The organism is Serratia sp. LSHTC3 (assembly GCF_057197125.1).
Window position 1 is genome coordinate 119,806 of sequence record NZ_JBXUNP010000004.1, and the last position, 13,383, is coordinate 133,188.

Consider the following 13,383-nt stretch of genomic DNA (forward strand, 5'->3'; position numbering starts at 1 on the left):
CGCTATCATCCGCCCCCACCCTCCAGCCGGCCGCCCGATGTCTACGATCACCGATACCTTTATCGCCCCGCCATGCCATGACCAGATAGAGATCCTCTATCAGGACGATCATCTGGCGCTGATCAATAAGCCGGCCGGGCTGCTCAGCCTCTCGGGCAAAAACCCGCAGAATCTCGATTCGGTACACCACCGGCTGGTACAGCTGTTCCCCGGCTGCGCCCTGGCGCACCGCCTGGATTTCGGCACGTCCGGTTTGATGGTGGTGGCCCGCAACAAGGCCGTCAACGCCGCGCTCTGCCGGCAGTTCAGCGAACGCACCATCGGCAAAGTGTACAGCGCGCTGCTCTGCGGCCATCTGGCGGATAACGAAGGGGTCATAGACGCAGCGATCGCCAAAGATCCGGCGTTGTTCCCGCTGATGTCGATTTGCGCCCTCCACGGCAAGCCCGCCCGCTCCCGCTATCGGGTCGTCGAACGTTTTTATCGTGAAACGGAAGGCGGGATCTCGCTGCCGCTGACGCGGGTGCAGCTCACCCCGGAGACCGGACGCACCCACCAGCTACGTATTCACAGCCGGCAATTGGGCCATCCTATTTTAGGTTGCGATCTGTATGGCGGGCGCCTGCTGCCGGGTACCGAACAGACGCCGCGGCTGATGCTGCACGCCAGCGAGCTGGACTTTGTGCACCCCATCAGCGGAGAGCGGATAGCCGCTCGTCACGCCGCGCCGTTCTGAACGCGGCTTACCACATCAAATCGTCGGGCACTTTAAAGTCGGCGTACGGATCGTCTTCATCCTGCTCTTCCTGACTCAGCGCACTGTGCAGCACTATGCTGGCCGCATCGCGCTGCGCGATTTTATCGGCGACGCTCGCGGGGATAATCGCGTATTCACACTCTTCGCGGCTCTCGACAACCAAGCGGGCAATGGCGAGGCGGCCATTGATCAGCTGCGTCTGGGTCGCTTTATCCACCAGAATTTTCTTGATCAGGTTACCGTCGGTGAAGTTGAAACCGATATCGCCTTTCGCCAGGACGATGCGGTTCATCTCGATCAGTTGCTTCACCTGCGCCTTGTATTCTTTGGACAGCGCGGCCTGCTTTTGCTGCTCGCTCAATTGCTTATCGCGCTCAAGCTGCGCCTTTTTATTCTCTTCCACCGCCTCTCTGGCCTCGCGCGCCTGAACGCGTGATTTTTTAGCCGTTCTCTGGACTTTGGCCATTTTCTTGCTGGTTACCAAGCCCGCTTTGAGCATCTGCTCTTGTAAGGTGAGTTTTGTCATGTTCGTGTCTGAAGCAGTGGGGTCATGGTGGGATTATACCCGTAATTTTTCAGGCTGCACCAGCTTGCCGGGCGGCTTGCAACGCAGGGCAACGGCGGCAACCCCACCTGAACCCCAGATCATGAATGTGGCTCATGTGGTAATGAAATTAAGTCTCTTTCACTCCCACCGGGACTCTGGCAAAAATAGACCTCATTAACGACAGACAATATGAAATCGGCTGAATGAAAAAATAGAAAAACAAGCCATTGAAATAAATGGATAAACCCAGCCCTCATATCATATAACAGGATGCTATAAGACGATGAATAGAGACTTTACCTTTACGATTAAGAGCAGTTCTTTCGATGAAGATTATAACCCTTCTGAAAATACGCGTATCACCACCAACTTCGCCAATTTGGCCAGAGGAGAAAACCGCCGGGAGAACCTGCGCAACACGCTGGTGATGATTAACAACCGCTTCAATTCGTTGGCGCATTGGGATAACCCCAAGGCCGATCGCTATGCGGTCGAGCTTGAAATCATTTCGGTTGAGATGCGCATTGAAGATCACAGCGCCAGCTTCCCGGTGATAGAAATCCTGAAAACCAACATCCTTGATAAAAAAACGCAAACGCGTATCGAGGGCATCGTCGGGAACAATTTCTCCTCTTACGTGCGCGATTACGACTTTAGCGTCTTGCTGCCGGCGCACAATAAAAACACGGCGGAATTTACCATTCCGGATGATTTCGGCGATTTGCATGGCAATATCTTTAAGCACTTCGTCAATTCAAACGAATACCATGAGAATTTCAGCAAACCGCCGGTGATCTGCCTCAGCGTGTCCAGCAAAGACACCTATCATCGGACGGGCAATCAACACCCGGTCTTGGGCGACGAGTATCGGCAAGACGGCGCTTCGCTGACCGACCGGTATTTTAAAAAAATGGGCCTGCAGGTGCGCTATTTCATGCCGAAAAATAGCGTCGCCCCCCTGGCGTTTTATTTCCCCGGGGATTTGCTGAGCGATTACACCGATCTGGAGCTGATTGGCACCATCAGCACGATGGAGACCTTCCAAAAAATCTATCGGCCTGAAATTTACAATGCCAACTCGGCGGCGGGGCAATGCTATCAGCCAAGCCTGAATAACCAGGATCATTCATTAACCAAGATTGTTTACGATCGCGAAGAGCGTAGCCAGTTGGCGATTGAGCAGGGGAAATTTACGGAAGAGCAATTTATCAAACCCTACAAGCCTATTCTTGAGCAATGGTCTGCCCACTACGCGCTTTGATTCACTTAAATACAGGTCACCTATCATGAAAATATTGCTCCCCACATCGACCGCCGGCAGCTTACCCAAACCGGTCTGGCTGGCCCAACCGGAAACCCTGTGGTCGCCCTGGAAATTGCAAAATGAAGAATTAATCGAAGGCAAGCAAGACGCCCTGCGTTTATCGCTGGCAGAGCAACAACAGGCCGGCATCGATATCGTCAGCGATGGCGAGCAAACCCGTCAGCACTTCGTCACTACGTTTATCGAACACCTCAGCGGCGTCGATTTCGAGAAACGCGAAGTGGTTAAAATCCGCAATCGCTACGAGGCGAGCGTGCCAACCGTGGTGGGGGCGGTCTCGCGTCAAAAGCCCGTTTTCGTTGAAGACGCCAAATTTTTACGCCAGCTGACCCAGCAGCCGATTAAATGGGCCCTGCCGGGGCCGATGACCATGATCGACACGCTCTATGACAACCACTATAAAAGCCGCGAGAAATTGGCCTGGGAGTTCGCCAAGATCCTCAATCAGGAAGCCAAAGAGCTTGAGGCCGCAGGCGTCGACATTATTCAGTTTGATGAGCCCGCATTTAATGTGTTCTTTGACGAGGTGAATGACTGGGGCATCGCCGCCCTGGAAAGAGCCGTTGAAGGGCTTAAGTGTGAAACCGCCGTACATATCTGCTATGGATACGGCATTAAGGCCAATACCGACTGGAAAAAGACGCTGGGCTCTGAGTGGCGACAATATGAAGAGGCGTTTCCCAAGCTGCAAACGTCGACTATCGATATTATCTCGTTGGAGTGCCATAACTCGCACGTGCCGATGGATCTGCTTGAACTGATCCGCGGCAAAAAGGTGATGGTCGGCGCCATCGACGTGGCGAATCATGCCGTTGAGACGCCGGAAGAAGTGGCCGCTACGCTGCGCAAAGCGCTGCAGTTTGTCGATGCCGACAAGCTCTATCCGTCGACCAACTGCGGCATGGCTCCCCTGCCTCGTCAGGTCGCCCGCGGCAAGCTGAATGCGTTAAGCGCAGGCGCCGAGATCGTGCGCCGAGAGCTGTTGGCCAAATAACCGCGCCAGCGCCCGCCGCAGTAGCCTCCTGCGGCGGGCGATTATCAATCGACTCCTTCTCCCCGCAACGCCCCCGCGCTGGTGTATACTCGGATTTCTACGCGATGCCAGCCACAGCGGCCTGAACGGCCCCTCAGCCAGCCCACACCAGCTTAATAACAGTGGAACCCTCATGAGCCCAGATACCGCTCGCATCAGCGAAATCATCGATCGCGCCAGGATCTCACCCTACCAAATCCTGATCCTGACCTTATGTTTCCTCATCGCCCTGCTGGACGGCTTCGATACCGCCATCATCGGCTATATCGCCCCGGCGCTGCGCGAAGAGTGGGGCCTGCAGCCAGCGCAGCTCTCCCCCGCCTTCGGTGCGGGATTGTTCGGTCTGCTGATCGGCAGCCTGCTGTTCGGGCCGATCGCCGACGCTATCGGCCGCAAGCGCGTGCTGCTCGTCGCGGTGCTGGTATTTGGCGGCTGCACCCTGGCTTCGGCCTATACGCATTCGATCGAATCCCTGACCCTGCTGCGCTTCATCACTGGCATTGGCCTCGGCGGCGCGATACCGACCTGCATCACCCTCAGCTCTGAGTACTCACCGGCGCGCCGGCGCATGTTGATGGTCACCCTAAGCTGGAGCGGCTTTACCGCCGGGCTGGCCCTGGGCGGCCTGCTGGCCGGGCAGATCATCCCGGCGTTCGGCTGGCGCGGCCTGCTGCTGGTCGGCGGCATTGCACCGTTGGCGCTGCTGCCGCTGTTGGCCTGGCAGATGCCCGAGTCGGTGCGCTTTATGGCCGCCAGCGCCAAACATGCCGATCGGCTGCGCCGGGTGGTCGAGCGTATCACCGGCCAGCGTTGGACGGGGGGATCCATTTTCGATGACGAGCGCCCGGCGCAGGCCAGGTCGCCGATCTCGCACCTGTTTATCGAAGGGCGCGCCGTGCGCACCCTGCTGCTGTGGGCGGCATTCTTCTGTTCGCTGTTCGTGTTCTACCTGCTCACCAGTTGGCTGCCGACGATCCTCAAAGACGCCGGTTTCGATATCGCCCACGCCTCGCGCATCGGCGCGATGGTGCCGCTCGGCGGCACCCTGGGCGCCATCCTGATGGCGCTGCTGATGGATCGGGTCGGGCCCTATCGCGTGCTGGCCTTCTCCTACCTGGGCGCCGCGCTGGTGATCGGCGCTACCGGTTACCTGATGGGCGACGCATACACGCTGGCCGCCGTCGTGTTCCTGATAGGCTTCGGCGTGGCCGGCGCGCAAAACGGCCTGAATCTGGTTTCCGCCACCCTTTACCCGACCGCAGCCCGCGTGACCGGCGTCAGCTGGGCCATGGCCAATGGCCGCTTCGGCTCGATCGTCGGCTCGATGCTCGGCGCCTGGATGATGACCGCCGCCGGTTCGCCGGAAGTGTTCTTCCTCTGGCTGGCGCTGCCGGCGCTGCTGGGCGCAGTCGCCATCTTCCTGCTTTATCGCCTCAGCCTGCGCCGCCGCGCGCCGCTCACCGAACCGGCGGCCGGCATCTGAACTCGCGGAAAATAAAAGGCCGAGACGCCATCAGTGACGTCTCGGCCTGCAATCAAAAAGGGGGCCAAGGCCCCCTCTCTGTTATTCCGCCTTGGCGGAAGCGTCTTCGGTGCGATACAGGTGCACGTCCATCTGCGGGAACGGAATGCCGATGTTGTGGGCATCCAGCGCGCGCTTGAAGTTTTCCATCAGATCGAAGTACACGTTCCAGTATTCCGCGTTGGTGGTCCAGGAACGAGTCACGAAGTTCAGAGAGGACGGCGCCATCTCGTTCAGACGCACGGTCACGCCTTTAGCGTGCATAATGCGCTTGTCGGCGGCGATCACGTCGCCCAACACCTTCTTCACCACGTCGATATCGGCGTTGTAGGCCACGCCTACCACGATGTCCACGCGGCGGTTCGGTTCGCGGGAATAGTTGATGATGTTGCCGGCGATGATTTTACCGTTCGGCACCACGATGGTTTTGTTGTCTGCGGTACGCAGGGTGGTGGAGAAAATCTGCACCTGATCGACGGTACCGGCCACGCCGCCCAGATCGACATACTCACCCACGCGCAGCGGGCGGAAGATCACCAGCAGCACGCCGGCGGCGAAGTTGGACAGCGAGCCTTGCAGCGCCAGGCCGACGGCCAAACCGGCGGCACCCAGCACGGCGATCACCGAGGTGGTCTGCACGCCGACGCGCCCCAGCACCGCGATGAAGGTGAACGCCAGCACGCCGTAACGTACGATCGCCGACAGGAAGTCCGCCACCGTGGCGTCGATGCCGCGCAGCTTCATTACGCGGTTCAGCGCATTGCCGACCACGCGGGCCACGATCGAACCGATGATCAGGATAACGATGGCGGCGACGATATTCACCGCGTACTGGATCAACAGATCCTGGTTCTTCACCAACCAGTCGCCGGCACCGTTGATGCCGTCTACTACATTCAAATCTTTCATTCGTGTCGTCCTAACTCAGTCCCTAACGGGAGAAACTCGCAAAAATACACTGGCTTCGGCAGCCAGTAGGAAACCACCGCCTAAGGGTAACCAACATTAAAGGCTCATGCCAACCGTCAGCGTTAAAAATAGCCGAAACCGCCCGCCGCTTCTTCTATGCTGAAAACAGCGCGTTGGCCATTTCACGACAAGGGATCCGTTCTTCATGCACATTCGCTCTTCGCTTAAACACTATTGGCAAGTGCGGCCCAGGCTGCTGCTTTCCGTCGGCGCCGGGCTGTTGTGCTTCCTGCTGCTGCCCGCCCAGCTCTCGCTGCTGCAACGCTTGATGATCGGCTGGAATACGCTGGCCTGGCTCTATCTGCTGTTTCTCTGGCGGCTGATGCTGGTCAGCACGCCGCAGCACATTCGCCAGATCGCCCGGCGACAGGATGAAAGCGCCAGCACGGTGTTGGCGCTGGTCAGTTTCGGTTGTCTGGTGAGCATTCTGGCGATCCTGTTCGAATTGAGCAGCGCCAAACAGGCCAGCGACTCGCTGAAAACCCTGCATCTGGCACTAACCGGCGGAACGCTGGCGGTATCCTGGCTGCTGCTGCCAACTGCCTTCACCATGCACTATGCTCATCAGTTTTATCGCCAGGGCGCACAGCAGGATCCTTTGCCGCTGCTGTTCCCCGGCAATCTCACCGAGCCGACCTATCTGGATTTCGCCTACTTCTCCTTCACCATCGCGGTCGCGTCGCAGACCGCCGATGTGGCGGTCGGCGCGGCAGAGGTGCGCAAGATCACCCTGTTGCAGTCGGTGATCTCCTTCGCGTTCAACATGCTGATCCTGGGCCTGTCTATCAACGTCGGCGCCGGCTTGCTGAGCTGAAAACGAAAAAGGCTCCCCGCAGGGAGCCTTTTAATCACAAACAAAGGAGGAAAAAACGTGGTTTTTCCTCCTTTGTGATCATCAGCCGAAAATCAATAAATTGATTTTCCTTATTTTTTATATTTTGCCAACGGCGAGCCAGGCAACGCCATCAGGCTTGTCATAAACAACAAGGCTCCCCGCAGGGAGCCTTTTGCATCGTGCAACAGCTGGCGAAGATTACAGAACGTCTACCGCGTTCAGATCTTTGAAGGCCTGCTCCAGACGCGTCACCATACTGGTCTGTGCTGCGCGCAGCCAGACGCGTGGATCGTAGTATTTCTTGTTCGGCTGATCGGCGCCTTTCGGGTTGCCCAGCTGGCCCTGCAGGTAAGCTTCGTTCGCTTTGTAGTACTGCAGGATGCCGTCCCAGGTCGCCCATTGGGTATCGGTGTCGATGTTCATCTTGATCACGCCGTAGCTGACGGACTCTTTGATTTCCGCATCGCTGGAACCGGAACCGCCGTGGAACACGAAGTTCAGGCTGTTATGCGGCAGGTTGAATTTCTCGGAAACGTATTTCTGAGAATCGCGCAGGATGGTCGGAGTCAGCTTAACGTTACCTGGCTTGTACACGCCGTGCACGTTACCGAACGAGGCTGCGATGGTGAAGCGCGGGCTGATGGCGTTCAGTTTTTCGTACGCGTAAGCCACGTCTTCCGGCTGGGTGTACAGCGCGGAAGCGTCCATATGGCTGTTGTCCACGCCGTCTTCTTCACCGCCGGTGCAGCCCAGTTCGATTTCCAGCGTCATGCCGATTTTGGCCATGCGCTTCAGGTAGGCGCTGCAGATCTCGATGTTTTCTTCCAGAGATTCTTCAGACAGATCGATCATGTGGGAAGAGAACAGCGGTTTGCCGGTAGCGGCGAAGTGCTTCTCGCCGGCGTCCAGCAGGCCGTCCAGCCATGGCAGCAGTTTCTTCGCGCAGTGGTCGGTGTGCAGGATCACCGGCACGCCGTAGTGTTCAGCCATCTGGTGAACGTGGTGTGCGCCGGAGATAGCGCCCAGAATCGCAGCGCCCTGAGGCACATCGGTCTTCACGCCTTTGCCGGCGATAAACGCGGCGCCGCCGTTGGAGAACTGAACGATGACCGGCGCGCGCACTTTAGCCGCGGCTTCCAGCACTGCGTTGATGGAGTCGGTACCCACGCAGTTTACCGCTGGCAGCGCAAAGTTGTTCTCTTTAGCAACTGCGAAGACTTTCTGAACGTCATCACCCGTGATGACACCCGGTTTTACGAAATCAAAAATTTTAGACATGTTACTTTGTCCTGTTTCGTCGGCCGTAGATGGATGTAAATCGATGTTTTCACGCCGCGCAGCGTTAGCCGCGCGGTATAAAACAAACGGGCGGCTTTCGCCTCCCGTTGTCTGAATTACTGCTTAGCGCGCTCTTCCAGCATCACGACTGCAGGCAGCGGTTTCCCTTCAACGAATTCCAGGAATGCGCCACCGCCGGTGGAGATGTAGGAAATTTTGTCAGCGATACCGAACAGATCGATGGCTGCCAGAGTGTCGCCGCCGCCAGCGATAGAGAAAGCGTCGCTATCGGCGATCGCGCGGGCGACAATTTCGGTGCCCTTACGGAAGTTAGGGAACTCGAATACGCCAACCGGGCCATTCCACAGAATGGTCTTGGCGTTCTTCAGGATAACGGCCAGACGCTCGGCAGAGACGTCGCCCATATCCAGAATTTGCTCGTTGTCCTGGATCTCGTTGGCCTGCTTCACGGTCGCGGTCGCGGTCTCAGAGAACTCGGTCGCCACGCGCACGTCGGTCGGCACCGGAATGTCGCAGGTTTCCAGCAGTTTCTGCGCGTTCGGGATCAGGTCAGGTTCGTACAGGGACTGGCCCACGTTGTTGCCCTGCGCCGCCACGAAGGTGTTGGCGATGCCGCCGCCGACGATCAGCTGATCGGCGATTTTGGACAGGGAATCCAGCACGGTCAGTTTGGTGGAGACTTTAGAACCGCCCACGATGGCGACCATCGGACGGGCCGGGTTGCCCAGCGCTTTGCCCAGCGCTTCCAGTTCGGCGGACAGCAGCGGGCCGGCACAGGCGACAGGCGCGAACTTGCCCACGCCGTGGGTGGAAGCCTGCGCGCGGTGCGCGGTGCCGAATGCGTCCATCACGTACACGTCGCACAGCGCCGCGTATTTCTTGGACAGGGTTTCGTCGTCTTTCTTCTCGCCCTTGTTGAAGCGGACGTTTTCCAGCACCACCAGTTCGCCTTCGGCGACGTCGACGCCATCCAGATAATCCTTCGCCAGACGCACTGGGGATTTCAGATGGTCTTTCAGGTAGTTGACCACAGGCAGCAGGGAGAATTCTTCGTTGTACTCGCCTTCGGTAGGACGACCCAGGTGGGAGGTTACCATCACGCGGGCGCCTTGCTTCAGCGCAGCTTCGATAGTCGGCAGGGAAGCGCGGATACGCGCGTCGGAAGTCACTTTACCGTCTTTTACCGGCACGTTCAGATCGGAGCGGATCAGTACGCGTTTACCCGCCAGATCCAGATCGGTCATCTTAATTACAGACATGGTGAACCCTCTTTATTGAATCTCTATAAAATTGCCTGAGCAGCGCGCCAATCACGCCGGCGCCGCCGTACTAGAAACCGCTGGCAGCCATTGCCCGTGTTGTATCCAACATCCGATTGGCAAAGCCCCATTCATTGTCGCACCAGACCAAGGTCTTTATCAGGTGCTGCCCGCTGACCCGGGTCTGCGTACCGTCGACGATAGCGCTGTGCGGGTCATGGTTAAAATCGATCGAGACCAATGGTAATTCCGTGTAGTCAACTATACCACGAAATGATTCCCGTGCGGCCTTTTGCAACAGCTGGTTGACCTCCGCCACCTTCACCGCGGCGCTCACGCTGACGCTCAGATCGATAGCCGTCACGTTGATGGTCGGCACGCGCACCGAGATCGCCTCGAAGCGATCGCAAAACTGCGGGAAGATACGGGTGATGCCCGCGGCCAGCTTGGTATCGACCGGAATGATCGACTGGCTCGCCGCGCGGGTGCGCCGCAAATCCGCGTGATACGCGTCGATCACCGGCTGATCGTTCATCGCCGAGTGAATGGTGGTCACGGTGCCGGACTCGATGCTGTAGGCGTCGTCCAGCAGCTTGATCACCGGAATAATGCAATTGGTGGTGCACGAGGCGTTGGACACGATGCGATGTTCCGCCAGCAGCGTCTGATGGTTGACGCCGAACACGATGGTGGCGTCCAGATCGTTGCCGCCCGGGTGGGCGAACAGCACTTTCTTCGCCCCCGCCGCCAGATGGGCTTCGCCATCCGCCCGGCTGCCGTACACGCCGCTGCAGTCCAGCACCACGTCGACGCCCAGCTCGCCCCAGGGCAACTGCTCCACCGCCGGCTGGTGCAACAGGCGAATCGCGTCGTCTCCGACGCTCAGCGTGTCGCACTCCTGCCGCACATCCCAGGCGAAGCGGCCGTGGCTGGAATCGTACTTCAGCAGATGGGCCATGCCTTCGGCGTTCGCCAGCTCGTTGATCGCCACCACGGAGATTTCCGCCCGTCGTCCCGATTCGTACAGTGCGCGCAATACGCTGCGGCCGATGCGGCCAAAGCCGTTTATCGCTATGCGGATGGTCATGCTGCTCCTGAAAAAGGGCCGTCCACGCCGGGTGACTCACCGGCGCCGCCCGGCGCTGACTGGTTGTCTCACTAACCCGCATAGAGTAGTGGATCGTACCGCCCGCTGTGAATCGCCGAGTTTGCATTATTCCCGCACTTCAGCGGTTTTTCACCGCCGTCACATTGGCATTTCTGTTGAAGAGTGCTTCAACTGAAACGCTTCAGCTGAGCATAAACCAAAGTTTTGGCAAAAGGAACAGGTGCAACAGTTCCTCAGGTAACGGAGGGGAGTTTTACGAGCATAAGATGATCTGGCGCACATTTTTGGCCTCAAGACCGCGACGGATTTTCGCTCGCCGGCCCCGTTTCGCCGTAGTGCTCACGAAAATAGTCGCGCAAAAATTCGACCGTCACCCGCACTTTCGCCGACGTTGCCAGCCGGGAAACGTACACCGCCCAGATATTGGCCGGCTGATAATACTCCGGCAGGATGTGCACCAGCCGGCCGCTGTCGATGTTCTCTTTCACGTCCCAGGCGGAACGCAGCGCGACGCCCTGCCCGTCCAGGCACCACTGGTGCACGATTTCGCCGTGGTTCGACGCCAGCGCCCCTGTCACCTTCACCGTCTCTTCGCCGCCCGGCCCCTGCAGCCGCCACAGCCCGAACGGGTGATCGCGTTCCTTGATCACCAGACAGGAACGGCCCGCCAGCTCAGCCGGATTTTTCGGCACGCCGTGGCGCTGCAGGTACGCCGGCGAAGCGCACAGGATGCGCTGATTGTCCGCCAGCTTGCGCGCAATCAAATTGGGGGCGATATCGTCGCCGATGCGGATATCCAGATCGAATCCTTCGCTGACCAGATCCACCAGCCGATCGGACACGTCGAGCCGCAGTTCCAGCTGCGGGTACTGCCGCGCCAGCGCCGACAGCGCCGGCGCCACGAAACGCCGGCCGAAGCCGAAGCTGCTGACCACGCGCAGCATGCCCTGCGGCGCCTGGCGCACCTCGGACAGTTCGTCCATCATCTGATCGACATCGTTGAGAATGCGCTGCGCCCATTCGTAGATGCGTTCGCCGTCTTCGGTGATCGCCACCCGCCGCGTGGTGCGGTGCAGCAACGACACGTCCAGCGCCTTCTCCAACAGCGCAATACGCTTGCTGATAAAGGCAGGCGAAACACCCAGCTCTTCGGCGGCGGCGGCGAACCCGGCGCGACGCGCCACCAGCACGAACACCCGCAGGTCACTCAGGATCGGCATATTGTTCATGATTCGTGTTTTATGTTTCACCGTTTTCGCGATTGATTAACAGTTAGTCAATTATAGGATAAGAGTGTTGTCAATCTCCCCTACCTACAAATGAGACCTCTGTATGAGCAAAACTTACAAGATTGCCGCAATCCCCGGGGACGGTATCGGACGGGAAGTGTTGCCGGAAGGCATACGGGTATTGCAGGCGGCGGCGGCGCGCTGGGATCTGTCGTTGGAATTCGACACCTTCGAGTGGGCCAGCTGCGACTACTACCAGCACCACGGCCAGATGATGCCGGACGATTGGTTTGAGCAGCTCAAGGGCTTCGACGCCATCTATTTCGGCGCCGTCGGCTGGCCGGACACGGTGCCCGACCACATTTCGCTGTGGGGTTCACTGCTTAAATTTCGCCGCGACTTCGAGCAATACGTCAACCTGCGCCCGGTGCGACTGTTTCCCGGCGTGCCCTGCCCGCTGGCGAACAAGCAGCCGGGAGACATCGATTTCTACGTGGTGCGCGAAAATACCGAAGGGGAATACTCCTCGCTCGGCGGACGGATGTTCGAAGGCACCGAACGCGAGATGGTGATCCAGGAATCGGTGTTCACCCGTCAGGGCGTGGACCGCATCCTCAAGTACGCCTTTGAGCTGGCGCAGCAGCGCCCGCGCAAGCGTCTGACCGCCGCCACCAAGTCCAACGGCATGGCCATCAGCATGCCGTACTGGGATGAGCGCGTGGCGGAGATGGCGCGCCAATACCCTGATATCGCCTGGGATAAACAGCACATCGATATTCTGTGCGCGCGCTTCGTGCTGAACCCCGAACGCTTCGACGTGGTGGTCGCCTCCAACCTGTTCGGCGATATCCTGTCGGATCTCGGCCCGGCCTGTACCGGCACCATCGGCATCGCGCCGTCGGCCAACCTGAACCCGGAACGCAACTTCCCGTCGCTGTTCGAGCCGGTACACGGCTCGGCGCCGGACATTTTCGGCAAAAACATCGCCAACCCGATCGCCATGATCTGGAGCGGCGCGATGATGCTGGACTTCCTCGGCGACGGCGATGCCCGCTACCGCCAGGCGCACGACGGCATCCTGCAGGCGATTGAGCGCATTATCGCCGACGGGCCGCGCACGCCGGACATGCGCGGCGACGCCTCCACCCAGCAAGTCGGCCAGGCGATCGCCGCCCTGCTGCAACGCTAAACGCCGTTGATTTTCCTGCGCAGGGCGCCCTTTCGCGCCCTGCTTTGCCACGTCCGTTTTTCCGCTTCGATCGCCGCCGCAAATCCGCTGAAAATCACCGCAGAAAGCACGCCAATACCCCGGTCAAGATCACAACAAATTGTTTACATACTGTGTTTTATCCTTTTACAGATGCCCTAATTGTGGCCCTCCTGTAATTTGTGCACACTCAAAAATGTTAATGAAGAGTAAACATTTCCGGTGGCGTTCAGCCGGGGCGTTTGCTCCTCGTGGTGTAACAAAACAAAGGGTTCAAACCAATAAGGCCCGGGC

The 13,383-nt window shown here is 58.7% G+C and carries 12 protein-coding genes; 6 read left to right on the forward strand and 6 right to left on the reverse strand.

Annotation, left to right across the window (positions count from 1 at the left end; genetic code table 11):
* Window positions 1–37 precede the first annotated feature (37 nt).
* Complete coding sequence (locus AC2CGI_RS16235; protein WP_049186812.1) at window positions 38–736, forward strand: RluA family pseudouridine synthase; 699 nt, start codon at window positions 38–40, stop codon at window positions 734–736.
* A 7-nt stretch (window positions 737–743) separates the two neighbouring features.
* Here AC2CGI_RS16235 and AC2CGI_RS16240 read toward each other — a convergent pair whose 3' ends face one another.
* Window positions 744–1,283, reverse strand: a complete 540-nt coding sequence (locus tag AC2CGI_RS16240) for a DUF2058 domain-containing protein (protein ID WP_004931599.1) — start codon at window positions 1,281–1,283, stop codon at window positions 744–746.
* 304 nt (window positions 1,284–1,587) lie between these two features.
* Here AC2CGI_RS16240 and AC2CGI_RS16245 point away from each other — a divergent pair, with 304 nt between their 5' ends.
* From AC2CGI_RS16245 to AC2CGI_RS16255, 3 genes are all read left to right on the forward strand, one after another.
* Window positions 1,588–2,565, forward strand: a complete 978-nt coding sequence (locus AC2CGI_RS16245) for a DUF1852 domain-containing protein (protein ID WP_033632135.1) — start codon at window positions 1,588–1,590, stop codon at window positions 2,563–2,565.
* Between the two features lie 25 nt (window positions 2,566–2,590).
* Window positions 2,591–3,622 carry a methionine synthase gene (locus AC2CGI_RS16250; protein ID WP_004931594.1) on the forward strand — a complete coding sequence of 344 codons (1,032 nt, stop codon included), beginning with the start codon at window positions 2,591–2,593 and terminating at the stop codon, window positions 3,620–3,622.
* A gap of 172 nt (window positions 3,623–3,794) precedes the next feature.
* The gene (locus tag AC2CGI_RS16255; protein ID WP_076741297.1) at window positions 3,795–5,144 is read left to right on the forward strand and encodes an MFS transporter; all 1,350 of its coding nucleotides are present in this window, start codon (window positions 3,795–3,797) and stop codon (window positions 5,142–5,144) included.
* 81 nt (window positions 5,145–5,225) lie between these two features.
* Here AC2CGI_RS16255 and mscS read toward each other — a convergent pair whose 3' ends face one another.
* On the reverse strand, window positions 5,226–6,092 hold the full coding sequence (mscS, locus tag AC2CGI_RS16260) for a small-conductance mechanosensitive channel MscS (RefSeq protein WP_015378992.1): 867 nt from the start codon (window positions 6,090–6,092) through the stop codon (window positions 5,226–5,228).
* Between the two features lie 205 nt (window positions 6,093–6,297).
* On the opposite strand from mscS, the gene AC2CGI_RS16265 reads away from it, so the two are divergent.
* A complete protein-coding gene (locus tag AC2CGI_RS16265) occupies window positions 6,298–6,966 on the forward strand; it encodes a DUF1345 domain-containing protein (RefSeq protein WP_075685374.1) in 669 nt (222 codons plus the stop codon).
* Between the two features lie 219 nt (window positions 6,967–7,185).
* Here the strand turns inward: AC2CGI_RS16265 and fbaA are convergent, their stop codons facing one another.
* The 4 genes from fbaA to AC2CGI_RS16285 all read right to left on the reverse strand — a co-directional run bounded on the left by fbaA (window position 7,186) and on the right by AC2CGI_RS16285 (window position 11,903).
* Window positions 7,186–8,265 (reverse strand): class II fructose-bisphosphate aldolase, encoded by a 1,080-nt coding sequence (fbaA, locus tag AC2CGI_RS16270; protein WP_004931586.1) that lies wholly within the window; start codon window positions 8,263–8,265, stop codon window positions 7,186–7,188.
* Window positions 8,266–8,381: 116 nt separating this feature from the next.
* Window positions 8,382–9,545: a phosphoglycerate kinase gene (gene pgk / locus AC2CGI_RS16275; RefSeq protein ID WP_025160206.1), complete on the reverse strand. Its 1,164-nt coding sequence runs from the start codon at window positions 9,543–9,545 to the stop codon at window positions 8,382–8,384.
* Window positions 9,546–9,615: 70 nt separating this feature from the next.
* Window positions 9,616–10,632, reverse strand: a complete 1,017-nt coding sequence (gene epd / locus AC2CGI_RS16280; protein WP_004931582.1) for an erythrose-4-phosphate dehydrogenase — start codon at window positions 10,630–10,632, stop codon at window positions 9,616–9,618.
* Between the two features lie 311 nt (window positions 10,633–10,943).
* Window positions 10,944–11,903: a LysR family transcriptional regulator gene (locus AC2CGI_RS16285; protein ID WP_274517900.1), complete on the reverse strand. Its 960-nt coding sequence runs from the start codon at window positions 11,901–11,903 to the stop codon at window positions 10,944–10,946.
* Window positions 11,904–11,985: 82 nt separating this feature from the next.
* Between AC2CGI_RS16285 and AC2CGI_RS16290 the strand changes: the two genes are divergently transcribed.
* Window positions 11,986–13,071, forward strand: a complete 1,086-nt coding sequence (locus AC2CGI_RS16290; RefSeq protein WP_004931578.1) for a tartrate dehydrogenase — start codon at window positions 11,986–11,988, stop codon at window positions 13,069–13,071.
* The last annotated feature ends 312 nt before the right edge of the window (window positions 13,072–13,383 follow it).

Bases quoted from the DNA above. Each gene is read 5' to 3' on its own strand.
- AC2CGI_RS16235 (WP_049186812.1), top strand. From the start codon at position 38: ATGTCTACGATCACCGATACCTTTATCGCCCCGCCATGCCATGACCAG.
- AC2CGI_RS16240 (WP_004931599.1), bottom strand. From the start codon at position 1,283: ATGACAAAACTCACCTTACAAGAGCAGATGCTCAAAGCGGGCTTGGTA.
- AC2CGI_RS16245 (WP_033632135.1), top strand. From the start codon at position 1,588: ATGAATAGAGACTTTACCTTTACGATTAAGAGCAGTTCTTTCGATGAA.
- AC2CGI_RS16250 (WP_004931594.1), top strand. From the start codon at position 2,591: ATGAAAATATTGCTCCCCACATCGACCGCCGGCAGCTTACCCAAACCG.
- AC2CGI_RS16255 (WP_076741297.1), top strand. From the start codon at position 3,795: ATGAGCCCAGATACCGCTCGCATCAGCGAAATCATCGATCGCGCCAGG.
- mscS (WP_015378992.1), bottom strand. From the start codon at position 6,092: ATGAAAGATTTGAATGTAGTAGACGGCATCAACGGTGCCGGCGACTGG.
- AC2CGI_RS16265 (WP_075685374.1), top strand. From the start codon at position 6,298: ATGCACATTCGCTCTTCGCTTAAACACTATTGGCAAGTGCGGCCCAGG.
- fbaA (WP_004931586.1), bottom strand. From the start codon at position 8,265: ATGTCTAAAATTTTTGATTTCGTAAAACCGGGTGTCATCACGGGTGAT.
- pgk (WP_025160206.1), bottom strand. From the start codon at position 9,545: ATGTCTGTAATTAAGATGACCGATCTGGATCTGGCGGGTAAACGCGTA.
- epd (WP_004931582.1), bottom strand. From the start codon at position 10,632: ATGACCATCCGCATAGCGATAAACGGCTTTGGCCGCATCGGCCGCAGC.
- AC2CGI_RS16290 (WP_004931578.1), top strand. From the start codon at position 11,986: ATGAGCAAAACTTACAAGATTGCCGCAATCCCCGGGGACGGTATCGGA.